At 49.3% G+C, this 24,191-nt stretch carries 19 protein-coding genes; 9 read left to right on the top strand and 10 right to left on the bottom strand.

Features of this window, described 5'->3' with window-relative positions; all coding sequences use genetic code 11:
* Positions 1-58: 58 nt before the first annotated feature.
* The 3 genes from A3GK_RS0105750 to rsmA are packed head-to-tail and all read right to left on the bottom strand — an operon-like array spanning position 59 to position 3,729.
* On the bottom strand, positions 59-1,588 hold the full coding sequence (locus A3GK_RS0105750; RefSeq protein WP_018028521.1) for a glycoside hydrolase family 10 protein: 1,530 nt from the start codon (positions 1,586-1,588) through the stop codon (positions 59-61).
* Positions 1,589-2,953: a magnesium transporter gene (gene mgtE, locus A3GK_RS0105745; RefSeq protein WP_018028520.1), complete on the bottom strand. Its 1,365-nt coding sequence runs from the start codon at positions 2,951-2,953 to the stop codon at positions 1,589-1,591.
* The gene (gene rsmA, locus A3GK_RS0105740) at positions 2,950-3,729 is read right to left on the bottom strand and encodes a 16S rRNA (adenine(1518)-N(6)/adenine(1519)-N(6))-dimethyltransferase RsmA (protein ID WP_018028519.1); all 780 of its coding nucleotides are present in this window, start codon (positions 3,727-3,729) and stop codon (positions 2,950-2,952) included. Before rsmA ends, mgtE begins: the two co-directional genes overlap by 4 nt.
* 105 nt (positions 3,730-3,834) lie before the next feature.
* On the opposite strand from rsmA, the gene A3GK_RS0105735 reads away from it, so the two are divergent.
* The 5 genes from A3GK_RS0105735 to A3GK_RS0105715 are packed head-to-tail and all read left to right on the top strand — an operon-like array spanning position 3,835 to position 8,015.
* Positions 3,835-4,827: a lysylphosphatidylglycerol synthase transmembrane domain-containing protein gene (locus tag A3GK_RS0105735; protein WP_018028518.1), complete on the top strand. Its 993-nt coding sequence runs from the start codon at positions 3,835-3,837 to the stop codon at positions 4,825-4,827.
* 4 nt (positions 4,828-4,831) lie between these two features.
* Entirely contained in the window at positions 4,832-5,860 is a 1,029-nt protein-coding gene (gene pheS / locus A3GK_RS0105730) for a phenylalanine--tRNA ligase subunit alpha (RefSeq protein ID WP_021903702.1), read from the top strand.
* Positions 5,857-6,513 (top strand): endonuclease III, encoded by a 657-nt coding sequence (nth, locus tag A3GK_RS0105725; protein WP_018028516.1) that lies wholly within the window; start codon positions 5,857-5,859, stop codon positions 6,511-6,513. Before pheS ends, nth begins: the two co-directional genes overlap by 4 nt.
* A 12-nt stretch (positions 6,514-6,525) precedes the next feature.
* Positions 6,526-7,059 (top strand): GNAT family N-acetyltransferase, encoded by a 534-nt coding sequence (locus A3GK_RS0105720; protein ID WP_018028515.1) that lies wholly within the window; start codon positions 6,526-6,528, stop codon positions 7,057-7,059.
* Positions 7,056-8,015: an acyltransferase family protein gene (locus A3GK_RS0105715; RefSeq protein WP_018028514.1), complete on the top strand. Its 960-nt coding sequence runs from the start codon at positions 7,056-7,058 to the stop codon at positions 8,013-8,015. Before A3GK_RS0105720 ends, A3GK_RS0105715 begins: the two co-directional genes overlap by 4 nt.
* Positions 8,016-8,241: 226 nt before the next feature.
* Here the strand turns inward: A3GK_RS0105715 and A3GK_RS0105710 are convergent, their stop codons facing one another.
* Positions 8,242-9,924, bottom strand: coding sequence for a nucleoside kinase (locus A3GK_RS0105710; protein WP_018028513.1), 1,683 nt, complete (start codon positions 9,922-9,924; stop codon positions 8,242-8,244).
* Positions 9,925-10,004: 80 nt separating this feature from the next.
* On the opposite strand from A3GK_RS0105710, the gene A3GK_RS0105705 reads away from it, so the two are divergent.
* The 3 genes from A3GK_RS0105705 to uvrB all read left to right on the top strand — a co-directional run bounded on the left by A3GK_RS0105705 (position 10,005) and on the right by uvrB (position 15,085).
* Positions 10,005-11,414 carry a Gfo/Idh/MocA family protein gene (locus tag A3GK_RS0105705; protein ID WP_018028512.1) on the top strand — a complete coding sequence of 470 codons (1,410 nt, stop codon included), beginning with the start codon at positions 10,005-10,007 and terminating at the stop codon, positions 11,412-11,414.
* A 215-nt stretch (positions 11,415-11,629) separates the two neighbouring features.
* A complete protein-coding gene (locus A3GK_RS0105700) occupies positions 11,630-12,829 on the top strand; it encodes an OmpA family protein (RefSeq protein WP_018028511.1) in 1,200 nt (399 codons plus the stop codon).
* A 126-nt stretch (positions 12,830-12,955) separates the two neighbouring features.
* The gene (gene uvrB, locus A3GK_RS0105695; protein WP_040576011.1) at positions 12,956-15,085 is read left to right on the top strand and encodes an excinuclease ABC subunit UvrB; all 2,130 of its coding nucleotides are present in this window, start codon (positions 12,956-12,958) and stop codon (positions 15,083-15,085) included.
* A 16-nt stretch (positions 15,086-15,101) separates the two neighbouring features.
* Here the strand turns inward: uvrB and A3GK_RS0105690 are convergent, their stop codons facing one another.
* Genes A3GK_RS0105690 through rnr form a run of 5 tightly spaced genes read right to left on the bottom strand, consistent with a single transcriptional unit; the run spans position 15,102 to position 21,627 of the window.
* Positions 15,102-16,355, bottom strand: a complete 1,254-nt coding sequence (locus A3GK_RS0105690; protein ID WP_018028509.1) for a Y-family DNA polymerase — start codon at positions 16,353-16,355, stop codon at positions 15,102-15,104.
* Positions 16,356-16,358: 3 nt separating this feature from the next.
* On the bottom strand, positions 16,359-16,820 hold the full coding sequence (locus tag A3GK_RS0105685) for a LexA family protein (protein WP_018028508.1): 462 nt from the start codon (positions 16,818-16,820) through the stop codon (positions 16,359-16,361).
* Complete coding sequence (locus tag A3GK_RS0105680; RefSeq protein WP_018028507.1) at positions 16,817-18,304, bottom strand: lipopolysaccharide biosynthesis protein; 1,488 nt, start codon at positions 18,302-18,304, stop codon at positions 16,817-16,819. Before A3GK_RS0105680 ends, A3GK_RS0105685 begins: the two co-directional genes overlap by 4 nt.
* A gap of 11 nt (positions 18,305-18,315) precedes the next feature.
* On the bottom strand, positions 18,316-19,401 hold the full coding sequence (ruvB, locus tag A3GK_RS0105675) for a Holliday junction branch migration DNA helicase RuvB (protein ID WP_018028506.1): 1,086 nt from the start codon (positions 19,399-19,401) through the stop codon (positions 18,316-18,318).
* Positions 19,402-19,410: 9 nt separating this feature from the next.
* Positions 19,411-21,627, bottom strand: a complete 2,217-nt coding sequence (gene rnr, locus A3GK_RS0105670) for a ribonuclease R (protein ID WP_018028505.1) — start codon at positions 21,625-21,627, stop codon at positions 19,411-19,413.
* 644 nt (positions 21,628-22,271) lie between these two features.
* Here rnr and A3GK_RS0105665 point away from each other — a divergent pair.
* Positions 22,272-23,291 (top strand): peptidoglycan DD-metalloendopeptidase family protein, encoded by a 1,020-nt coding sequence (locus A3GK_RS0105665; protein ID WP_051052316.1) that lies wholly within the window; start codon positions 22,272-22,274, stop codon positions 23,289-23,291.
* Between the two features lie 651 nt (positions 23,292-23,942).
* On the opposite strand, the gene A3GK_RS11530 is transcribed toward A3GK_RS0105665, so the two are convergent.
* Positions 23,943-24,191: hypothetical protein (locus tag A3GK_RS11530; RefSeq protein WP_211205457.1), on the bottom strand; the 249-nt coding region annotated here is incomplete at its 5' end.

The following is a 24,191-nucleotide window of genomic DNA, read 5'->3' as shown; positions in this document are numbered from 1 at the left end:
CAAATAATTGCTGAATTGACTTAATGTGTTAGAGATGGGTGCACCTATGGCTGCCTAGTTAGATTTTGGCTTTGATGCCGTGGGCGATGAGGATCTCGTGATTGTACCGATTGATGCGGGTGATGGTGAAGGCAACTTTGTGTCGACCGTTGATGTGGGGGAGTTGAAAGAAGGGTTCTTGGGTGATAGCGAGTAGGTGCTCGCCACTGATCGCCTTCTGTAGTTTCTCGCCACGTGGGTGCATATAGACTACAAAGTACTTGGTCTCTAGGCCTGCGGGGTAGGGCATATCAGGCTCCCAATAGAGAGTGGTGAGCCCTTGCTGCTTGATGAGGGAGGTGTCTCGCTCTGGTTCGTCGAATGGCCTAAGGTCGGCAGGATAAGGGGTGGGTGGTATGAGGGCTATGGGCTTCCAATAGGTATTGAGCAGCTGCTTATTGATTCCCTTGTAATTGGTGAATAATTGGTCGGCCGGCCAAAGGATATCTCCTTGGGCCGTCTGTGCGGAGATGTTGAGCTTGGCGTGTAGGTCGTTGGCATCAAGGCTTCGCTTCACATCTTGCCCGATATAGTAGTGTGCGAGGTGTATCTTTTGGCTCCACCAGCGTGCCAGCTCAGTATATTCGGCCGCCTTGTGCCCGATCTCCCAGTAGATTTGTGGCACAATGTAATCGACCCAACCCATGGCGTCCCATAGTAGGATATCGGCATAGAGGTCGTCGTAATTCTGTAGTCCAAAGGTCGTGCTGCCGGAGGGGTGGCTCCTTTGGTTACGGTAGATGCCAAAGGGGCTGATGCCTAGGCGGACATATGGCTTGCGGGCTTTTATGGTTCGGTGTAGCTCTTGTATGAGCTGATTGACATTATCGCGTCGCCACTCCTCAATCGCTTTGAAGCCTCGTGGGTTTCGCTCGAAGTCGGCTCTATCGGGGAGCACTTCGCCAGCAATGGGGTAGGGGTAGAAGTAGTCGTCGAGGTGGATGGCATCAATATCGTACCGCTCTACAAGGTCATCGACCACTTGCGAGAGGTAGTGAATCACCTCGGGAAGAGCGGGATTGAAAAAGAGCTGTTGGCCGTAGCGGAAAAACCACTCTGGGTGTCGGTAGTAGGGGTGCTGAGGGGCTAGGGTATTACTGATGTTGGTGGCAGCTCGGTAGGGATTGATCCAGGCGTGTAGCTCCATTCCCCGCTTGTGGCACTCCGCCACCATAAAGGCGAGGGGATCCCAAAGTGGCTGTGGGGCTATGCCTTGTTGGCCTGTGAGGGTACGGCTCCAGGGCTCGTAGGGGCTATAAAACCACGCATCGGCCTCCGACCGCACTTGGAAAATAACGGCATTGGCTCCTAACTGCTGTAGGAGGTTGAGCCGCTCTATCAGCTTTGCCTGTATGTATTGAGTGCTTTTTCCTTGGAACTCACCTCGCCATGCATTAGGGATCCAAGCACCTCTAAACTGTCGCTTCTGAGGTTGGTAGACCTGGCTATTGGCCTGCTGGGTATATTCTTTATTGGAGAGTGCTTTCTGTGTTTTACACCCTACGAGGAGTAATGGTAGGAGCAGTAGGAGTAGATATAGTCGCTTCATTTACATACCTCCAAAGTAGGAGAATAGGGCGTTGGTGATATTCATATAAATAAACATACCGATCAGGTCGTTCATAATCGTGATGAAAGGGCCAGTCGCACGGGCAGGGTCCATCTTGAGTTTATTAAGCCCGAGAGGGACTACCGTGCCAAAGAGATTGGCGAAAAGCACCACCACAAAGATACTGATAGAGACGGAGGCCATCACCACAATATTCTTCAAGAAGAAGTAATTGTAGATGAAGAGGATAAAGCTGAGGATGCCACCATTCATAATTGCGATAGCGAGCTCCTTGGAGAGAAGTTTGCCGATCCTTTCCGTCTTGAGTGACCCTGCGGCAAGGTCCTGCACGATGATAGCGGAGGACTGCATCCCCACGTTACCTCCCGTACCACCCATTAGTGGAATAAAGAGAGAGACGGCGGGCACGGAGGCAAAGACGGCATCGTAATTGCCGAGGATCATACTATTCAGCACTCCACCGACCATGCCAAGCATTAGCCAAGGGAGGCGGGCCCCTATCTGTCGGGTAACGGTATCGGAGCTCTCTACGTCTTGCGAAAGACCTGATGCCAATTGGTAATCCTTTTCATGCAAGTCGCGCATCTCATCGACTACGTCGTCCACGGTAATCACTCCCACCAAGCGACCGATGCTATCAACTACGGGAATCGCCACTAGGTCGTACCGCTCAAAGGCGTGAACCACCTCTTCGGTAGTGTCGTTTTCGTGTAGCATCACAGGGTCGTGCACGATGATGTGCTTAATCTTGGAGACATTGGGGCTAGTAAGTACCTTCTTGATAGGGAGGATGCCTTGTAGCCGCTCCTCATCATCCACTACATAGATGTAGTAGACCTCGTCCATCTCCGAGGCTTGCTTGCGGAGCTCCTCCATGCACTGAGGCATAGACCAATTTTCATTGACCACCATCATCTCCTTACGCATGATACCACCGGCGGTATCGTGCTCGTAGCGGAGTAGGTCGATAATCTCACCCGCCTGCTCTATATCATCAACGTGCGAGAGAATCGCTTCCTGCTTATCTTCGTCTAGCTCCTGAAGTAAGTCGGCCGCATCGTCGGTGTCCATGTGGGTGACGAAGGTATCGGCGATCTCCTCATCGGAGAGGAGGTTGAGCACCTCTTTTCGCTCATCCTCATCCATCTCCATCAGTGCATCAGCAGCAAGAGACCCTGGAAGCTGTCGGTAAAGGAATAGGGTATCCTCTGCCGGTAGCTCCTCAAGTAGCTCTGCAATATCTGCAGGGTACATCTGAGTTACCAGATCTTTTAACTGCTGCTCGTCTCTATTGGCTATGAGGTCGAGGATTTGCTGCTCCTCTTTCTTATCCATCTCTATCATTGGAGTAGTTGTGCTATATCATTGGTGAGGGTGATGAAGTCATCTACCGCTAGTTGTTCGGGTCTCTTCTGGAGAAGAGGGTGCGATTCGGGCAGTTGCTGCTCAGTGAGTAGGGGTTTGAGTGAATTGCGTAGCATCTTACGTCGCTGGTTAAATACCGTTTTCACCACCTGCTTGAATAATCTCTCGTCGCACCCTAGCTCGGTACGCTGGTTGCGGGTCATTCGGATTACCCCACTCTGTACCTTGGGAGGTGGGTTGAAATTACCTGGGGCAACGCTAAATAGGTACTCTATATCGTACCATGCTTGTAGTAGGACACTCAGAATGCCGTACTCCTTGCTCCCCGGTCCACTGGCTAGCCGGGCTGCCACCTCCTTTTGGAGCATCCCCGCTGCCGCTGGGATGAGCTCTCTGTATTCAAGCATGTGGAAGAAGATCTGGCTGCTAATGTTGTAGGGGTAGTTACCAATGAGCAGAAAGGGGGCACCATCATAGACCGTATCAAGGGGTAGAGTGAGGAAGTCGGCCTCAATGATATGGGGGATGAGTGAGGGAAAGGCTACACGTAGGTAGGCGATTGACTCGGTATCAATCTCTACCACCTTAGTGGCTGGGTACTTGGTGGTGAGGTACTGAGTGAGCACTCCCATCCCTGGACCTACCTCTAATATGGGCAGATTGTACTGCACAAGGGTATCGGCAATTCGCTCCGCAATCTCAAGATTGTGGAGGAAGTGCTGACCCAATGATTTCTTAGCCCGTACCTTTTGCATCTCTGAATATTCTATTTATTGAGGTAGAAATGGTAACTTTGCCAAGTCGTATCTACCTATTTGTGCAAAGATACCAAAAACAGATGAGGAGATGAGGCATTGAAGATGAATAGGAGACTTAAGCGAATACTCAAAGTAGTCCTGCCACTAGCTTTCGGACTACTGATCCTATGGCTTCTTTATCGCCATATGGATATGCAAGCATTGCTCTCAACACTGAAGAGTGATGCCCGTTTTGGTGTCATCTTTCTTGGCTGTCTCTTCGGCACATTAGGCAATACCATTAGGGGGTTGCGCTGGCAGCTCCTCAATCGCACACTCGATCCCGAGGTGAGCTGTATCAATTCGATTCTCACCACTCATGGCAATTATGGCGTCAGCTTGGCCCTGCCACGTGTGGGGGAAGTTTGGAGAGTGGCTACCATGTCGCACTACTCAGGGATCGGCTTTGGCCGACTCTTAGGGACCCTCTTTGTGGATCGCATCTTTGATGTGATTGTTTTGGTGGTATTGGTGCTACTAGGATTGTTGGTCAACGCTCCTTTCTTTAGTGAGTTCATAACTGCCAACCCCAGGATCGTTGCGTGGTGGGGGAAAGTCATCACCTCGCCTTGGTTCTATCTGGTGATAGCAATTTTGATTGGCTCGCTGGTGGCTCTTGTGCTGTGGGTAAAGCGGAGTGAGCGAGGTCGCCATTTGGTCAAAAACGTGATAGAGGGGTTGCGAACGCTACAGACGATGTCGCATAAGGGACTCTTTTATCTCTACACTGTGGGGATTTGGGCCGGCTACTTCTTGCAGTTTTATATCTGCTTTTGGGCTTTTAGCTTTACCCAAGGGCTAGGTTTTTCTGCTGGTTTGCTGAGCTTTGTGATGGCGAGTGTGGGGGTGTTGGTCCCTACGCAAGGGGGCATGGGTGGCTGGCACTTTATGGTGATATATACGCTGATGGCTTATGGCGTGGAGAGTGCCGATGCACAGAGCTTTGCACTGATAGTACACACTTGCCAGGCGATCCTATGGACGGGATTCGTAGGCTTGCTATCCATGGCACTATTGCCAGTGGTGAATAGAAATAGAAATATAGTAAATGAATAAAGATATGAAGGATAAGATTCAGAACCTCCTGGAGGAGGTAAAGCAGTTGGTGGCTCCTAAGACAGAAGAGGAGCTGGAGGCACTCCGCCTCAAGTATCTGAGCAAGAAGGGGCTGATCAATCAGTTGATGGCCGACTTCAAGAGCGTACCTGCTGAGGAGAAGCGGGAGATAGGCAAGGCGCTTAATGAGCTGAAGACCAAGGTGACTAGCCAGATTGAGGAATTTAAGGCCGAGATAGAGGCCTCTAAGCATAGCGAGGAGCTACAGAGTATAGACCTCTCGCGTACTGCCTACCCCTTGCCACTCGGTACACGCCACCCTCTGAGCCTAGTGAAGGAGCAGATTATTGATATCTTTAGTCGCTTGGGCTTTAATGTGGCTGAGGGACCAGAGATAGAGGATGATTGGCACGTGTTTGAGAGCCTCAACTTCCCTGAGGATCACCCAGCTAGGGATATGCAGGATACCTTTTTTATCTCTCACCACCCTGAGATTTTGCTCAGGACGCACACCTCGTCGGTGCAGAGCCGTGTGATGGAGCAGACCGAGCCTCCTATCCGTATCATCTGCCCTGGAAGAGTTTATCGCAATGAGGCGATCTCTGCTCGAGCTCACTGCTTCTTCCACCAGATTGAGGCCCTATATGTGGCAGAGAAGGTGAGCTTTGCCGACCTCCGCCAGGTGCTGATGCACTTTGCTAGAGAGATGTTTGGCGAGGAGACCAAGATCCGTTTGCGTCCTAGCTACTTCCCCTTTACCGAGCCTAGTGCCGAGATGGATATCTCATGTAATATCTGTGGTGGCAAAGGGTGTAACCTCTGTAAAGGCTCTGGCTGGGTAGAGATCCTAGGCTGTGGGATGGTGGATAGTGCCGTTCTAGAGTCGTGTGGCATTGATAGCACCAAGTACTCGGGCTACGCACTCGGTATGGGGCTGGAGCGTATCGCCAACCTGAAGTACAGTGTGAGTGACCTACGACTATTCTCGGAGAATGACCTCCGCTTCTTGGAGCAGTTTGAGAGTGCACGATGAAACTTGCTGAGCGGTATCAGGGCGTACTCCAATGGTTTGAGAAAAATATGCCTGTGGCGGAGACGGAGCTGAACTACCGTACCCCTTTTGAATTGTTGGTGGCGGTGGTGCTCTCGGCTCAGTGTACAGATAAGCGGGTCAATCAAGTGACCCCCGCTCTCTTTGAGGCGTATCCCACGCCAGAAGCGATGGCACTAGCGACGGAGGAGGATATTTTCCCCTATATCCGTTCTTGCTCTTACCCCAATAGCAAGGCGAAGCACCTCGCTGGACTTGCCCGTATGCTTACGGAAGAGTTTGGCGGAGTGATTCCCGACGACCCAAAGGAGCTGGTGAAGCTACCTGGGGTGGGGCGGAAAACGGCCAATGTGGTGCTGAGTGTGCTCTTTGATCAGCCTCGTATCGCGGTGGATACACATGTCTACCGCGTGGCTAGGCGGATAGGACTGGCACCACAGACGGCCAATACGCCACTAAAGGTAGAGACGGTACTCGTGCGTCATATTCCTGAGGAACAGCGAGCTATTTCGCACCATTGGCTGATACTGCACGGTCGGTACACTTGCCTTGCTCGTGCCCCTAAGTGCGGAAAGTGTGGTTTGGCTCCCTTTTGCCGTTATTATGCTAAGAAGGGGGTACTATTATCTGAATGATTTTGGAAGGTTATGATGAACTTTGAAAAAGTAAGTCCCAATGATAGTAAACTACAGCGGGTGATTGATATTTATATTTCGGCCTTTCCTCAAGAGGAGCGTAGAGAGATAGAAAGTATTGAGTGGCAATTGGAGCACAATGAGTGCTACAATATGTATGCAATATGCCTTGATAAGGAGGTGGTGGGGATGTTTGTTTACTGGGACTTTGGGGCGACTGTGTATATTGAGTATCTAGCGATGGATGCCAATCTCCGTGGCGGAGGCCTTGGAACCAAAGCCCTTACTCAGATGATTGACCTTATTGGCGCGCGTAAGGTGATCTTTGAGGTGGAGCTGCCTGAAAATGAAATTGCTACTCGTAGGATAGACTTCTACAAGCGCTTCAACTTCCACCTTTGGGATCAAATCCCTTATGAGCAACCCCCTTACAGAGCCACCGACAATTGGTTCCCAATGCACTTAATGACCAATGGTGAGGAGCCTAATACCGATGATATTTTGCTCCTTCAGCAAAAGGTATATAACGTAGTACCATCTGAATGACGACCAAACAACTGGCACAAAGTAGCTTCTCGAAGGAGGTATCCAAAGGATTGAAAGGGATACTTGCCCTCATAATTGTGGGCTCTCACTTGCACTATGTGACCAACTTTTATCTCTTTGACCTGCTAAATAAAGTGGCTACAACCTCTGTAGCCTTGTTTTTATTTATCTCAGGCTATGGCCTTTCGGTTTCCTACCTTAGAAGCCCCAATCAGTTTCTTGATACCTTTTTTGTCAAGAGATTTTGGAAGGTATTGAAGCCGATGTTGATCGCTACCCTCTTTTATCTATTGCTATTCTATTTGGATTATGGGGTGTGGAAGCAAAATATCATTAAGAATTTAGTATTTAAAGGGTATACTCCATTGCCCAATTCGTGGTTTATCTTTGCACTATTATACTATTATACCTGCTTTTATGTTGCCCTTCGTATGGCAGGTAAGAGACCAATAGTGCTGGTGCTGACTATTTTTGCCTTGGCCATTCCCTACCTTGTCTATACTATTGGGTTTAGTTTTGGACGAGAGTGGTGGGTGACGATCTTGTCGTTCCCTACTGGAGTGCTTTATGCATTTTACAGAGATCAGTTGTTTCCGATTATCCGTCGACCTATTGTAATGGTCTTATTCACCCTTATTGTTGGGGTAATTGTGTATAGCAAAGTTGAGCTGTTGCTTCTGTTGACCTATGTTTTTATTCCATTGGTGGTTGTCGCCCTATTAAGTTATATCAGACTGCCTTTCGGAAACTGTGTGCTTCAGTTCTTCGGGATGATTTCCTACGAGATTTATTTACTCCATGGTATATTCATCAATCTCTTCCACGGTAATCACATTGACATCATACTATTCAACAACTATCTATATGCAATAATGGTTTTCGTTGCAACCATTCTCTTCGCTTATCTATTCCACCATATCCTCTATTTCAATGAGAGACGTGTGGAGAAAGCGTAGAAAACGAATGTAGACTGTTGCACTTGAGCGATCTGCTTCGTGCGACAGTCTCTATTTTTATCGTGCGTGCAATATTCTCTAGTTAGTAGAGCAAAAGTTGAGTTGCAACTAAGCATTTGCTTTGTTGCAACTCGCTGTTTGCTTAGTTGCATCTCGGCATTTGCTTAGTTGCAACTCAACTTTTGTCTACTTATACTTATCTTTTTTATAGTCCTTAAAAAGTCGCTTAGTCACCATAGGTGCTACCACCGAGGAACTCTCGGAGAAGGGAGTTGCGGGGTGTGGACTCCATAGGGAGCGACTCGAAGAGATCTAGGAAGGTGAGAAGGCGACTGGCGGTAGGGTAGGCGGGACTCTTTTCACATACTTGGCGAAGTGCCGATACCGCTTGCTCTTTGAGGGCCGGCATCTCGTACAGGAAGCCACTATTAAACATCACATCGGCATTCTCCTGGTAAGGGAATATCCACTGCTCCTCACCTCGGCGTACCTCTTGCCACCGTAGGATGGTTTCTTCGGCGGAGGTGCCTCTAAACTTCATATCACGAACCATTCTGCGGATAAGTCGATTATCGCTGGTGGAGATCCAGTTGTGGTCGTCAATGGAGAGGGGAGAAAGTGCAGAGACATAGACACGATAGATGGCTTCCTCAGGGATTCCTCGGAGTAGCTCAGGATTGAGTGCGTGGATTCCCTCCATGATTAAGACGCCGTGATTCTCTAGCTTCATCTCTTTGCCTGGCAAATATTCGCGCTCTCCCTTAACGAAGTTATAGGTGGGGATATGTACCTTTTCACCCGCCATCAGGAGGGCTACATCTTCTCTCAGCTTGGGGAGGTCTATAGCGTAAAGACTTTCGTAGTCGTACTTGCCCTCTTCGTCTAGTGGAGTGTCGACCCTATTAATATAGTAGTCATCGAGCGAGATGGCATAGGGCCATGTGAGGTTGGCAATGAGCTGAGTAGAGAGGCGCTTGCTCGTGGTGGTTTTGCCCGATGAGGAGGGTCCTGAGAGCAGTACTACGCGTACTCCCTTTTCGTACCGCTCTGCTATCTCGGAGGCGATGGAGGCAATTTCCTTTTCTTGAAGTGCCTCGGAAAGGGAGATCACTTGGCTCGCTTTGCCTTGGCGAATCAGTTCATTGAGCGGTGCCACATCCTCTACACCAATCAACTTGAGGAGGGAAAGGTGATCTTTGAATACGCCAAATTGCTTAGGCTGGCGCACCTTGTCGTATAGCTTTTCAGGGGCTAGGTGGTCGGGCATACGTAGTAGGAAACCATCGCGATATTTTTCGAGACCAAAGCCCCACACCATACCTGTGGAGGGCAATACAGGTTCGAAAATGTAGTCAATATAGCCATCGAGCTCCTCTAATCTAGCAAAGTGGGTGCAATGCGACTCAATGAGTTGGGCGGTGGTTGGTCGGCCCTTTCTTATAAAGTAAGCGATGGCCTCTTCACTGCGTAGGTAGGTGGTATTGATAGGAAGGTCTTGGGCAATGATCTCCTTCATTCTGGTGGCGATGGACTCCAAAAGATCGTGGGAGGGGGGCGTCTCTCGGCTTCCCACTACTCCATAGTAGCCATTGGATAGGGCATGCTCTACCACTACCCGTGGGTAGCCAAGCTCCTCCGCTGCTTTGTAGAGGATTAGAGCCACGGTGCTAGTGTAGGTGCGGCGTCCGTAGGGTGTCTCATAGCCTACAAAGTCAACAAAGGAGGGGCGGTGGAGTGGGTGTGAAAGTGGGGTGGGCTTATTATCCACCAGTGCCAGCATGGGAAGTCCCATGGGGCTATTGGGTAGCTCTAGCCCTTCAGCTTCGTATATCTCCATAGGAGTGATGCCAACTGGGTAGACTCTTTGAGCTCCAGTCGCCTGTACTTCTATCTCTATTTCTTTATTCATTTGAACCATTATAATTCCGTAGTATTGATTATTATTGCTATCTTGGCAAATATAGCATTTTATCACTTATACGCTTACTTATGGCTAAGAAACTGTTGTTTATAATTGTGCTACCGCTTTTGGTAGTCGCTACCTTTGGGTGTAGACCTTCAGGCAGTAATGATGCATTTCCCGGACTTATCAAGACGGAAGTGCCCCTACGAGCTGAGGGGCAGGAGCATATGGTGGGCTTTTTTGTCCCTGCACTGGATACCGTACGTATAGGAGTCATTGGACTTGGAATGCGTGGTCCAGATGCTGTGGATCGTTTCTGCTATATTCCAGGAGCCAAGGTGGTAGCTCTCTGTGACCTCCATCAAGAGCGTGTGGAGAAAGCCAATGAAATACTCACAAGGCATGAGCTGCCTAAGGCAGCCGAGTACTATGGTAGCGATGATGCTTGGCGTGAGCTGGTAGAGCGAGATGACCTAGACCTTATATATATAGCAACCAATTGGCAAACTCATGTGCCGATAGCACTCTATGCAATGGAGCAAGGAAAGCATGTGGCGGTAGAGGTCCCTGCAGCCCATTCGCTAGAGGATATATGGGCACTGATCGATACTTCGGAGCGGACGCGTAAGCACTGCATGATGCTGGAGAATTGTGTCTACGACTTCTTTGAGCTCACGGTGCTGAATATGGCTCAGAAGGGGTTGCTCGGAGATATTGTCTATGCTGAGGGTGGGTATATCCACCAGCTGGAGGACTTTTGGAATGCCTACGAGGGGGATTGGCGAATGGCCTTCAATAAGACGCACCGAGGCGATATCTACCCTACGCACGGTATGGGACCTGCTTGCCAGATACTCAATATACATAGAGGGGATAAGATGAATTATCTCGTCTCTATGGATGCTACTCCTAAGAGTATTCCGGAGTGGCTCAAGGCAAATAGAGGCGAGGAGGTGAGTGACTTTCAGAATGGGCAGCATACAGTCACGCTGATTCGTACAGAGCTAGGGCGCACCATTGAGATGCACCACGATGTAGCTACCCCTCGTCCCTACAGCCGTCAGTACAATATTGCTGGTACTAAAGGGTATGCCTCTAAGTATCCGATGCCATTGCTCGCCCTTAAGGATGAGTCGGTAGATGATGATTTGGTGCCAGATCACGAAGATCTGACTGCACACTCGTGGTTGCCAAAGGAGGTGCAGGATGCGATGATGCAGGAGTATAAGCACCCTATCCACCAAGAGCTAGAGGAGATGGCAAAGGAGATAGGTGGTCATGGAGGTATGGATTTTATTATGGATTATCGCCTAATCTATTGTCTTCGCCATGGACTGCCACTGGATATGGACGTTTATGATATGGCAGAGTGGAGTGCCATCTCCCCGCTATCGGCCATATCGCTAGAGCACAATTCTGCCCCTGTAGAGGTCCCCGACTTTACTCGTGGCTACTGGAATATTAAGGAGGGTTATCGCCATGCTTTTGCTGAATGAAGGCTACAAAATGGGTGTAAATAGGGGGATAATGTGAATTACCCTACAATTAACGGCTGTTTTTTGTGTAAATTAAAGAGTTATTGCTATCTTTGTCAGAGAAACACCGTACACAGGTTCGTGTCGGCTCTCCGATAACGCGGTCTGAATAGGACAAGGTATCGGATTATTGAATGAGAATATAAGAGAATTGTACAATTAGAAAGTATTTTTTTATGAAGACGAAAGTTATCGCACTTGTAGCAGCAAGTGTATTTGCACTAAGTGCTTCAGCACAGGAGGTTCAGACCTCAGCAAACGCAACCAATCTGCCAGGTAAGAATACAGCTTTTCAGCTAAACCCTGGTGACAATTGGTTTATCTCCGCTCGTGGAGGTGCTAACTATGGTGTCTCTTTCTACAATCAAGAGATCAAGGCAAAGGACTTTGCAGAGCGTCTTGGTTATGAGGCAGGTATTGGATTCGGTAAGTGGTATACTCCTTATTTCGCTAGCCGTCTGATGGTAGATTGGGCTTGGGTAAGAGATATGCACCTTCCTAAGACCGACGATACTCACCAGTATATGTTCCATACTTTGACTCCTCACATCGACTTTATGTTTGACCCAGCTAACTACTTCGGTGTGTACAACGCTAACCGTACGGTTCGCTTCGTACCTTACATCGGTGTGGGTGTAATGGCTGCTAGAACAGCTACTAATTGTGATGCTACTAACAAGCAAAAGGAGGATAGCGCAAAGGATTGGCTAGCTCACATCAACTACGCTGTTTCTGGACACGTAGGATTTGACCTTAGCTTCCGCCTTGGCAAGACTGTAGACCTAGTACTCGCTCCTAGCGTAGTATTCTCTAACATCTACCGTCCAATGTATGAGCACTATTACCGTCCAAACAACATGCTTGCTAAGCTAGACCTTGGTCTTAACTTCAACCTTGGCAAGAGCGACTTTGATGTTGTTGAGCCTATGGACTATGCTCTTCTTAACAACCTTCAGAGCGAGATCAACTCTCTACGCTCACAGAATGCTGAGCTAAGCAAGCGTCCAGTACGTTGCCCAGAGTGCCCAGAGGTAGTAGCTACTGAGGCAAAGGTTAAGTCTGAGAATGTAGTTTACTTCCGTATCGGTAGTGCTAGAGTAGATCGCAACCAAAAGATCAACATCTACAACACTGCTGAGTTCGTTAAGAGCAACAACATCCCTGTAACTGTTATCGGTTATGCTGATGCTAAGACTGGTAGCTCTAACTACAACATGACTCTCTCTGAGAAGCGTGCTCGCGAGGTGGCTCGTATCCTTACCGATGAGTATGGTGTGCCATCTAGCCAAATCACTATCGACTACAAGGGTGACACTGTACAGCCTTATGCTGAGAATGCTTGGAACCGTGTAGTTATCATGACTGCTGAGAAGTAAGAATTCTCCTACACTTAGATAGTGTAATATATAAAGGCCTGCTAGGGAAACCTAGCAGGCCTTTATGATTCTTGCATCCAACCTGTCGCTTTCTCTTCATTTATTTAGTACCTTTGTAGAGATATGATGAGCTTTCAATTGGTATCGAAATTCAAGCCAATGGGTGACCAGCCCGAGGCGATCAAGCAACTGACGGAGGGGATTCGTTCGGGACAGGAGAAGCAGACGCTCCTTGGAGTGACTGGTTCGGGTAAGACGTTTACCATTGCCAATGTGATCCAAAACCTTGGTATCCCTACACTGGTGTTGAGCCACAATAAGACGCTTGCCGCACAGTTGTATGGGGAGTTCAAGAGCTTTTTTCCTCATAATGCTGTGGAGTACTTTGTCAGTTATTACGACTATTATCAGCCAGAGGCCTATCTTCCTAGTACCGATATGTACATTGAGAAGGATATGTCGATCAATGACGAGATAGAGAAGCTCCGACTCAAGACGACTGCCTCGCTCCTCTCAGGACGAAAGGATGTGATTGTGGTGGCGAGTGTGAGTTGTATCTATGGTATGGCCAACCCTCGTGATTACGCGTCGCAACGAATTGACATCAAAGTGGGAGAGGAGATATCAAGAGATGACTTCCTCAGGCAGTTGGTTAATGCTCATTATATTCATGATAGGGCGGAGTTCCGTCCTGGTACCTTCCGAAACCAAGGAGATACGCTAGATATATTCCCTGCGGTGGAGGGGTATGAAGGGATGGCCTATCGTATAGAGTTTTGGGGCGATGAGGTGGAGCGAATCAGCTGTGTAGACCCTAAGGATATGCATGAGCTTTCGGTACTTGATTCGGTGCAAATCTATCCTGCCAATCTATTTGTCACCACTAAGGAACAGACGGAGCATGCGATAGAGATGATCCGTGCCGACCTGGAGTCGCAGGTTGAGTTCTTCCATAAGCAGGGGAGGTCGGAGGAGGCAACTCGTCTCTATGAGCGGGTGACCAACGATATCACGATGCTGGAGGAGCTCGGTTATTGCAATGGTATTGAGAATTACTCCCGCTACTTCGATGGTCGGTCGGCTGGAGAGCGTCCCTACTGTCTACTTGACTATTTTCCTGATGACTTTTTACTAGTCATTGATGAGAGCCACGTCACTATCCCGCAGGTGAGAGGTATGTATGCTGGCGACCGCTTCCGTAAGACTAATCTTGTCGACTATGGTTTTAGGTTGCCCGCCGCTATTGATAACCGTCCTTTGACCTTCGAGGAGTTCCAAGAGCTCACCCATCGCACCATTTATGTCAGTGCCACTCCAGCTGAGTTTGAGCTGGAGGAGAGTGGAGGCACCATTGTGGAGCAGATCATCCGTCCTACTGGGCTTCCTGATCCAATCATTGAGGTGCGACCTGAGGAGCATCAGATAGATGACCTAGTGCATGAGATTCATCTAAGGATAGAGCGTGATGAGCGGACGTTGGTCACTACACTGACCAAGCGTATGGCGGAGGAGCTATCGGAGCATCTCGCTGAGATGGGTATCCGCACGGAATATATCCACAGTGAGGTGGTGACGATCCGTAGGGTGGAGATTATGGAGGGGCTTCGTCGGGGCGACTTTGATGTGTTGGTCGGGGTCAATCTACTTCGTGAAGGATTGGACCTCCCTGAGGTCTCGTTGGTGGCTATTCTGGATGCCGATAAGGAGGGCTTTCTGCGTAACCACCGTTCGCTTACTCAGACCGCTGGCCGTGCCGCTCGTAATGTCAATGGCATGGTGATTATGTATGCCAGTAAGGTGACCCCGAGTATGCAGCTCACCATTGACGAGACTAATCGCAGGCGTCAGAAGCAGTTGGCTTTCAATAAGGAGCATGGGATTGTGCCGAAGCAGATAGTTAAGAAGAGTGCCTCTATCCTAGACCTTACTGGACCAAGTCGTGGTGGCATAGAGAGCAAAGCCACTAAGGAGTACCGTCTTCAGAGCGAGCAGCAGAAGGTGGCGGAGCGGAGCTTTGACTACCTTTCCAAGGAGACCTTGGAAGAGCGTATCTCCGCAACTCGTAAAGCGATGGAAGAGGCGGCACGAGTACTGGACTTCGTATCTGCCGCTCAGTATAGAGATGAACTCTTTGAACTGCAGGCGATGCTAGGCGATCAGTCGAAAGTCACCGCAAAAGAGGCTAAAGCCCAAAAGCGATTAGATGCAGTGGAGCATCAGCGTGCCGCTCATGCCAAGAACCGTAGCAAGAAGTAACCCCTCATCAACCGCCTCACTTTGGTTGAATCTTAAGGATATCCGAGAGCTCTGTGGTGTAGTTGGGACTCACATGATTGCGAGTGACCACCTCCTCTAGTGCCTTCGGGTTGCGAGCCGCGATGTAGAGGGCATGGTCGCCATACTTATCCTTGAGCTCCTTGGCGAGGGCAGTCAGTTGTTTCAGCTCCGCCTGCCCTTCCACTTCAAAGGGCAACACCTCCCCTTCATATACCAGTTGCGAGAAGAGCAATCCCGCCTTCTTGTAATTAAATCCTGGGCGAAATGCCTTCTTAAAGAGTTGGTAGAGGATCGGCGTCAGTTCCGTGAGGTTGTTGGAAGGCAGTGTTAGGTAAGCCTCCACATACTCGTGACGCTGTTGGTCATTAATCCTATAAGCATTGGTATGCAGTACCAGTGCCACCTTAAGTGCTGCCAACTTATTCTCCCTTAGCTTCTCACAGCACTTCTCCCCAAACTCCAGTATGATACTAAATAGTTGATGCTCATCGGTCACCAAAGTGCCAAAGGAGCGTGAACGGGTGATGCTTTTTGCCTGATCGTTCTTTGCAAAAGGAATACGTGGCTCTCCCTTTAGCTCAAGGTAGGTATCTAGCCCTGTGACGGTAAAAGATTGCCGCACCCAGTTGGGATCTTTTCGCACAAATTGATACCCGTTATAGACGCCATACTGATTGAGGCGTGCCGAAATACGCCGACCAATCCCCCAGATATCACCCACCTCTACCCACTCAAGGGCGGCTCGCCACTTCTCATTATCATCAATGGCATACACCCCTTGTAGCTGTTCGTTTTTCTTCGCCACCCGATTGGCGAGCTTGGCAAGTGTCTTCGTCTTAGACACCCCCACACAAGTAGGAATCCCCACCCCTTTCAGAATCTTCCGTCGAAGACCCCTAGCCATTGCCATATAATCGTCGCGAGGGTCGAATTGTACAAAGCACTCATCTATAGAGTAGATCTCCTGAGTCCCTACCTCCTCCCGTACAATCGCCATCACCCGCCTCGAGAGATCGCCATAGAGTGTGTAATTAGAGCTACACACCTCGATGCCGTATCGCTTCACCTCCTCTTGAATCTGAAAAAGTGGCACCCCCATCGGTATCCCTAGGGCCTTCGCCTCATTTGAGCGAGAGACCACACAGCCATCATTATTGGAGAGCACCACCACCGGACGCCCATTGAGCTGCGGGCGAAAGAGTCGCTCACAGCTCACATAAAAGTTGTTGCAGTCAATAAGCCCATACATAGGCTAGCGATGGCGATTTCGTGGGTTGGGCTGATGGATCACATACGTGACCACACCCCAAAGCGTAAAGTGGTCCTCAGGCTCCACCTTCATCCGAGGATACTTCGGATTGGCCGAGACAAGATAGAGCTCACCCTCGGCCGTCTTCTCAACGTACTTAATATTAAACTCCCCATTGATAAAGCAGACCGCGACATCATTGTGATTGAATTCCAGCGAACGATCTACAATGATGATATCCCCCTCATAGATATCGGCATCAATCATAGAGTCTCCTACCACACGGGCCAAGAAAGTGGTATTGGGATGCTTAACCAGCTCGGAAGTAAGGTCAATTGCCTCAAGATTATGGTCCTCTGCTGGCGAAGGGAATCCAGCAAATAGCCCATCATCAAGAAAGGGAACCTCCAGATAGCTCCCCTCCCGTATGGCGTAGAAGTCAAGCGGTTTAATCTCGTTTTTCATCGTCTTTTAAGTCGGCGAAGTGCAACTCTCAATTCGGGTGCAAAGAAGTAGATAGATAGGATCATAAATAGTAGCAAAAGCCCAGCTCTTAGAGCAAGCTTTAGCCAAAGGCTACTAGGCTCTATCGCCATTCCTCCAAAGTAAAAGACCAATGCCAACGCAATAATCAGTAGGTTCTTTCCCGTGTCGTAGGGAATCGGATGTAGCTTTCGCCCAAGGATATAAGAGCAAAGAAGCATTACCCCATTACAGGCAAAGGCACTCCACGCTGCAGCGACAATTCCGAATCGTGGCACCCCCCAGTAGATCACTGCCAGCGTCACCAGCAGACCGATGACCGAAAAGGTAGCACCATAGTGCGTGCGGTCGCTTACCTTGTACCACACCGATAGATTGTAGTAGATACCGAAGAGGATCTCACTTGCCATCACAATCGGCACCACCACCAATCCACTGTAGTAGTCAGGTGCCACAATGTGCTTAAATAGATCAATCCCATACATCACCGTTAGGAAGATCAGCAACGCAAAGAAGATAAAGTAATTCATCGCCACACGGTAAGCATCATTGCCATCTGTCGCCTTCATCTTCGAAAAGACAAAAGGGTCGTAAGCAAACCTAAAGGCCTGAATAAACATCACCATTACCACCGCGATCTTCAGGTTCCCTCCATAGATACCCAGTTGCGCCATCCCCTCCGCACGGTCGGCATAGAGGCTAGGAATCAGTATCTGCCCCGCCATTTTATTGAAGATACCTGCCAAGCCGAGCAATACCAGAGGCAGACAGTAGAGAAGCAAAGGCTTCACTAGTGCCCTATCAAAGCCTCTCAAAGCCGGCTTGATGATTGGTAGCATCAATAGAAACTCAATCGTAGAGGCGAGGAGGTTGGAGATAAATATGTACCCCACACCATACCCCTCACGAAATAGCCAGCTAGGCAGCGACACCCCTTTTGATACCAAGTAGGGGCAAAGGAGGAGGAAAAAGAGATTAAACCCAATGTTGAGGAAGATGAAGAGGAACTTGAAGAAGGCAAACTTCCACGGCCGTCGCTCATGCCTCAGGTAGGCAAAAGGAATGGACATCAGCGCATCCAAAGCCACAATCACCACAAAGATAGCAATGTACTCGGGGTGCGACATATAGCCGAGCCCCTCCGCAATCATCCCAGAGGAGAGGAGCCCCACCAGCAAGAAGAGTGCCACCGACATCCCAACTATCTTGAAGGTAGTCGCGTAAACCCGCTTCGGCTCTTCACTCGTATTGATAAACCTAAATAGCCCCGTCTCCATTCCTAGAGTCAGTATCACCAAGATGATACTCACCCAGGCATAGAGGTTGGTCACAATCCCGTACTCAGCGCTATCGGCCAGTACTCGGATATAGAATGGCGCCAATAACCAGTTGAGGAACTTACTGATGATATTGGTAGCACCATAGATGACCGTATCCTTCGCCAACGCCTTTATCCCTGCACTCATCTCACCACGCTTTAGAAGTCCTCGAAGAGGCTTTTAGGGTTATTGGGGCGCCACTCCTTGCCGAGGTGCTCGTAAGCTAGTCGAGTTACTTCACGCCCACGAGGGGTACGCTTCATAAAGCCCTCTTTAATAAGGAATGGCTCGTAGACATCCTCCACCGTGCCAGGATCCTCTCCAATCGCCGTGGCAATGGTGCCGACCCCTACCGGACCGCCATCAAACTTATCGATGATGACGCCCAAGATCTTATGGTCAATCTGATCCAGCCCATGCTTATCTATATTGAGTGCCTCCAGTGCGTAAGTAGCAATCTCGTGGTGAATACGTCCCGAGCCCTTCACCTGTGCAAAGTCACGCACTCGGCGGAGTAGGGCATTGGCAATACGAGGGGTACAACGACTCCTCTGTGCTATTTCCAAGGCTGCCTGATCATCGCAGGCGATGCCAAGAATTTCGGCACTTCGCTTCACTATCCCCGTCAGCGTCTCCGTATCGTAGTACTCGAGGTGCATATTGATCCCAAAGCGAGCCCTTAGCGGGGCAGTCAGTAGTCCACTGCGAGTGGTCGCCCCAATCAGGGTAAAGGGATTGAGGTCTATCTGAATACTCCTTGCCCCCGGCCCCTTATCAATCATAATATCTATCCGATAGTCCTCCATTGCAGAGTAGAGATACTCCTCCACCACAGGCGGCATCCGATGGATCTCATCGATAAATAGTACATCATTTCGCTCCAAAGAGGTCAGCACTCCAGCGAGGTCGCCAGGTTTATCTAGCACCGGCCCAGAGGTCACCTTGATCTGTACTCCTAGTTCGTTAGCAATGATTTGCGAAAGGGTGGTCTTTCCCAGTCCGGGTGGGCCGTGGAGCAACACATGGTCCAGCGACTCCCCGCGCAACTTAGCTGCGGCAACGAAAACCTTTAGATTCTCCACCACTGAGGGCTGCCCTTGGAAGTCCTCAAACGTCGCAGGCCGAAGCGCATTGTCCCGATCCTCCTCCTGCTTGATGCTACTTCTCAAAGATTCATCGCCCTGCTCTATGCCACGGATGTCAAACTCTTCTAGCCCCTCTATGATCCTCTCCTCGTCCTTCATCTTGCCTCTTTACGAAAGTAATTCAAAGTCCAATTGCCTCTTGTCTAAGTCTGCTCTAGCTACGCGTATCGTGAGTTTATCGCCAAGAGAAAAACGTCGCTTCGTATTGTAGCCAACGAGAGAGTAGGTCTTCTCATCCAGCTCATAATAATCATCGTCAAGGTCACGGATAGGCACCAGCCCCTCCACACCATTGGCGACGAGTTCTACAAAGACGCCAAACTCCTTCACTCCGCTGATCACCCCATCAAAGACCTCTCCGAGGTGGTTTTGCATAAACTCTACCTGCTTGTACTTGATAGAGGTACGCTCCGCCTCAGTGGCTTTGCGCTCCTGCTCCGAATCATACTTACAAATCTCCTCAATATCGGCTCTCTTGAGGCTCTTTCCACCATTCATATAGTGGGTAAGTAGGCGGTGCACCATCATATCGGGATGCCTACGAATCGGACTGGTAAAGTGGGTGTAGTATGGGAAGGCCAAGCCATAGTGACCGATATTTTCGGTCTGATAAATAGCCTTTGCCATAGTGCGGATCGTGAGCGTCTCCACTAGCTCCGCTTCAGGCTTGTCTTGCACCTTTTTCAGAAGGTCATTAAGGCTACGAGCAATCTGCTCTGGCGTGCCAGTAGGTTTGATCTTGTAGCCCAGACGCCCTACAAACTCTGCCAAGTCGGCTAGCTTCTCAGCATCGGGAGTGTCGTGGACACGATAAACGAAGGTAGGTCCCTCCTTCCCTTCACCATAAAGTGTGCCGATATGCTTCGCCACCGTACGATTGGCAAGTAGCATAAACTCCTCAATCAGATGATTGGCAGGGATAGGATGCTTAACATAAATCTCCAAAGGCTTCCCCTGGTCATCAATTCTAAAGGCCAACTCCGAACGCTCAAAAGCGATGGCACCCGCTTTCATACGATCCGCACGGAGTTTCTTCGCAAGATTGTTGAGGGTCTGAATAGCTGCCGTCTCGGGTTGATCTGCCCCATCAATCATCGCCTGTGCCTCCTCGTAGGTTAGCCGCTTATCACTGTGAATGATGGCGCGAGTGATCTCATAGTCAAGCACCTTCGCCTCGTCATCTAGCTGAAAGATGACTGAGTAGGCGGGGCGATCCACGCCCGGCTTGAGCGAACAGAGGTCGTTGCAAAGACGCTCTGGAAGCATCGGCACCGTGCGATCCACTAGATAGACACTCGTGGCACGCTTTGCCGCCTCCCGATCAATCTCATCATCGGGTAGCACGTAGGCAGTCACATCGGCAATGTGTACCCCTACCTCCCAGCGTCCTTCGCCCACCTTTTCTAGCGAAAGGGCATCATCGAAGTCCTTAGCACTTTCAGGGTCAATCGTTATGGTGAGTGGCTTACGGAAATCTTTACGGGGGAAGATATCGCTAAAAGCTTTGTTGGCATCCAGTTTCTCACCCGCCAAAGTCACCTCCTCAGGGTATTTGAAAGGCAGACCATACTCTGCTAGGATCGCATGCATCTCGGTATCATTGTCCCCTGGCTTGCCGATCACCGCCTGCACTTCGCCGACTGGGTTCTTGGCTCGCTCGGGCCACTCCAATACCTTCACTACCACCTTGTCGCCATCCTGAGCTCCATTTAGTTTGTCACGAGGTATAAAGATGTCATTGGCGAGCTTATTACTCTCGGTGATAAGGAAAGCAACATCATTGAGGATAGAAATCACCCCTACAAAATTGGTATCGGCACGCTCTAGGATCTCTACAATCTCCCCCTCCGGTTCTTGACCTCTACGGGTGGCAAGGCGGTTCATCACCACCTTGTCGCCGTCCATCGCATGCCCAGTATTTCGCTCAGCCACTCGGATGGGCTCGCCACCATCATCGGGGTAAAACATATTGTGCCCACGTCCAGCTTTACGGCGGAGGATGCCCTCCATCTTTTGCCGTGGTGCTACATAGCGATAGCGGTCGGGTAGGCTATCTGCCACTAGCACACGCTCCTGTGCCAGCTGTACCATCGCCTCACGCACCATCTCCACTGCTAGGTCACCCTCGGCACCGACCCCTTCGGCTACTTGCCGGTAGTCCGATGCCTCCCCCTTGCTATTGCGGAAGTACTGAAGCACTAGGCCACGTACTCTCGATACGCTTCTATCTTTCTTGGGCTTAGTGTCTCTCGAAAATCGTGACCTGCCGACTTTCTGTGTACCCTTCCGCCCCCTTCTTTTCTCTACTTTCTTTTTTCTGCCCATATTGTTATCATTCTTTCTGTATCTACAAAGATACCAAAAAAAGAGAGGTTAAGGAGATAGCCGAACCTCCATTAATGGGTTATGCGTTAGAGGCGTCAACCGTGGGATTCTTATTTATAGAGACGATACTAGTTTAGAATCCCTTTTTACCTCCACAAAGTACTGCATCTTCTGGAATTCCAGGCTGAGAAGTAAGGTGGAATCCTTGGCTAAAATAAGGGGCGCAGAGGCCCATTCGCAACCACCTGGAATTCAATATTATACAAAAGCATTTGCCGAGATGCAACTAAGCAATCGGTTAGTTGCAACTAAGCAAATGCCGAGATGCAACTAACCGATTGCTTAGTTGCATCTCAGTTTTTACTTATATATATAGGGTGCTGTAAGAGGTCCCTATTTTCCATCTTTCGTGGTCATATTCCACCTTAAATTGTACCTTTTGTGTGTTAATAACGCAGAAAAAATGCAAAAAAACAACCGAGGTATAAAATATATTGGTATCTTGCGAGCGATTGTGATGGTTTTATCTGTGGACTTCGGGTGGTAGGAAGCCCTATTTCTCGTTCTTTGGATATAATCCTTACGGTCATTTCGTGTTTACAACCAATTTTATTTGAGAGTTTTTTTTATCGGAATTCTAAGTAATGACGAGTAGGATTTTTACACTTCTATGTTCGTGCCTATCCATTGGTTTATTGGCGAGTGCTCAGGTGCCCAATTATACCGTTGGAAAGCAGGCCGAAAGAAAGCAAGAGAGTAAAACACCACCCCCCGCTGACACCTCTACAGCGATAGCGGAAGTGGCAAAGTTAATGGCCGACAATGATGGCTTTCTGAAGAATAACAAGAAGCTGGCCGATTATACCAAGGCAATCAATAAGTCTATGGGCTTTGGTACTGCTTCGGAGGAGGATCTGCAGTACCCCTCTATTGATCTGTATGGAGAGCAATCGTGGCACAATAATGCGGTCAATCCCTTTATTGGGAGCTTAAAAGCTGAGGTGCCTGATAGCTTTATGGTAGATCTATCTCAGTTTGTCTATCCCCTTGATGAGCTGAAACGAGTGAATAGTCGCTATGGCTATCGCCGTCGTTTCCGACGTATGCACTATGGAATTGATATCTCGGTGCGTGTGGGAGATACTATTCGAGCTGCCTTTGATGGCAAGGTGCGAATGGTGGACTTCGACCGCCGTGGTTATGGGCACTATGTGGTTGTGCGCCATACCAATGGATTGGAGACCCTCTATGCGCATAATTCTAGGGTGTTGATCAAGGAAAATCAGATTGTGCGTGCGGGTGATCCGATTGCACTCGGGGGTAGCACTGGTCGCTCTACAGGGCCACACCTCCATTTCGAGGCGCGTTATCTAGGACAAGCGATCAATCCTGATCATCTCATTGATTTCAATACAGGTGTGCCAAAGTGTGAGGAGTATCTGTGCCTCGCCTCTAAGTACAATGGAGGGAATGGTAGAAGGGCTATCAATAGGGCTAGCCATAGGACTTCCGGTAGCGGAGTGCAGATGTATCGCATCCGTCAGGGGGATACGCTCTCCACAATTGCCAAAAGGCACGGCACGAGTGTCAATAAACTATGTAGCCTCAATAATATCTCTTCACGCACCACTCTTAGGGTAGGGCGTAGTATCCGAGTGAGGTAAATTCGATATCACTGAAAATATCAGAGGCTCCAGACTTAGCTGTATCGGCTGAGTGTGGAGCCTCTCTTTTTAGCCGGACTTGACCTAGTTTGCACTTTTCTTTTGGTATCCGAACGACCATAGGAAGCTCTGTGTGGTAGTACATTTATGAGAATGTTGCACGAAGTGCCATTCTCGCACATTTGAAGCAAATGTGCTGAGACTTTGCACGAGGATGAGATGCAAGGCGCTGAGGATGAGGCCAAAGGTCACGTACTAGCGTACGTGACCTAGGCCGAATTCCGAAAGCAACGCCGCAGATCGCCTTCGTGCAACAGTCTCTTTATGTATTTGACTCTTTGAGAAAGGTGCTCCTCACAACGGCAGGTGTATGCCTGTAATCTTTCTACTGGCTATTGTCGGGAGGTGATGTTAATGGACATAAAAAACGTTAGTGTAAAAACAGGTTTGCCAAATAAAAAATAATGAAGTGTGCTCTAGGTGAAGCTTTGTAGTGTTGTAATATGCCTATAAATGTGACAGTTGTCGGAGTGAAGGCGTTTCTTAAACTTTAAATAAATGTGAAGTTCCTGGCTGGTGGTACTAGTGGCGAATGGAAATTCATTCTAAATTTGCGGGCTTTTTTTAATTGACAATTTTAATATCAAACTGTTAGGTAATGAAGAAGATTACTATTTTTAATGCGATGACCCTTATGACTCTTGCTATCCTATTCTTTTCTTGCAATGGGGAGTCTCCTAGGATGCCCGAGCCAGAGGTCCCCAAGAATCCCAAGGAGAAGCCGGAGCCTAAAAAGCCCGAGCCACCAGCTCCTACGCCCGGTCCTCCTGCACCTACGCCCGAGCCCCCTGTGCCTGCCCCACCAACGCCGCAGCCCCCTGTGCCTGCTCCACCAACGCC

The organism is Porphyromonas somerae DSM 23386, from assembly GCF_000372405.1.
Lineage (GTDB): Bacteria > Bacteroidota > Bacteroidia > Bacteroidales > Porphyromonadaceae > Porphyromonas_A > Porphyromonas_A somerae.
This window is presented reverse-complemented; position numbering and strand designations above follow the sequence as displayed.

Coding starts and splice junctions, on each gene's coding strand:
- A3GK_RS0105750 (WP_018028521.1), bottom strand. CDS start 1,588: ATGAAGCGACTATATCTACTCCTACTGCTCCTACCATTACTCCTCGTA.
- mgtE (WP_018028520.1), bottom strand. CDS start 2,953: ATGATAGAGATGGATAAGAAAGAGGAGCAGCAAATCCTCGACCTCATA.
- rsmA (WP_018028519.1), bottom strand. CDS start 3,729: ATGCAAAAGGTACGGGCTAAGAAATCATTGGGTCAGCACTTCCTCCAC.
- A3GK_RS0105735 (WP_018028518.1), top strand. CDS start 3,835: ATGAATAGGAGACTTAAGCGAATACTCAAAGTAGTCCTGCCACTAGCT.
- pheS (WP_021903702.1), top strand. CDS start 4,832: ATGAAGGATAAGATTCAGAACCTCCTGGAGGAGGTAAAGCAGTTGGTG.
- nth (WP_018028516.1), top strand. CDS start 5,857: ATGAAACTTGCTGAGCGGTATCAGGGCGTACTCCAATGGTTTGAGAAA.
- A3GK_RS0105720 (WP_018028515.1), top strand. CDS start 6,526: ATGATGAACTTTGAAAAAGTAAGTCCCAATGATAGTAAACTACAGCGG.
- A3GK_RS0105715 (WP_018028514.1), top strand. CDS start 7,056: ATGACGACCAAACAACTGGCACAAAGTAGCTTCTCGAAGGAGGTATCC.
- A3GK_RS0105710 (WP_018028513.1), bottom strand. CDS start 9,924: ATGAATAAAGAAATAGAGATAGAAGTACAGGCGACTGGAGCTCAAAGA.
- A3GK_RS0105705 (WP_018028512.1), top strand. CDS start 10,005: ATGGCTAAGAAACTGTTGTTTATAATTGTGCTACCGCTTTTGGTAGTC.
- A3GK_RS0105700 (WP_018028511.1), top strand. CDS start 11,630: ATGAAGACGAAAGTTATCGCACTTGTAGCAGCAAGTGTATTTGCACTA.
- uvrB (WP_040576011.1), top strand. CDS start 12,956: ATGAGCTTTCAATTGGTATCGAAATTCAAGCCAATGGGTGACCAGCCC.
- A3GK_RS0105690 (WP_018028509.1), bottom strand. CDS start 16,355: ATGTATGGGCTTATTGACTGCAACAACTTTTATGTGAGCTGTGAGCGA.
- A3GK_RS0105685 (WP_018028508.1), bottom strand. CDS start 16,820: ATGAAAAACGAGATTAAACCGCTTGACTTCTACGCCATACGGGAGGGG.
- A3GK_RS0105680 (WP_018028507.1), bottom strand. CDS start 18,304: ATGAGTGCAGGGATAAAGGCGTTGGCGAAGGATACGGTCATCTATGGT.
- ruvB (WP_018028506.1), bottom strand. CDS start 19,401: ATGAAGGACGAGGAGAGGATCATAGAGGGGCTAGAAGAGTTTGACATC.
- rnr (WP_018028505.1), bottom strand. CDS start 21,627: ATGGGCAGAAAAAAGAAAGTAGAGAAAAGAAGGGGGCGGAAGGGTACA.
- A3GK_RS0105665 (WP_051052316.1), top strand. CDS start 22,272: ATGACGAGTAGGATTTTTACACTTCTATGTTCGTGCCTATCCATTGGT.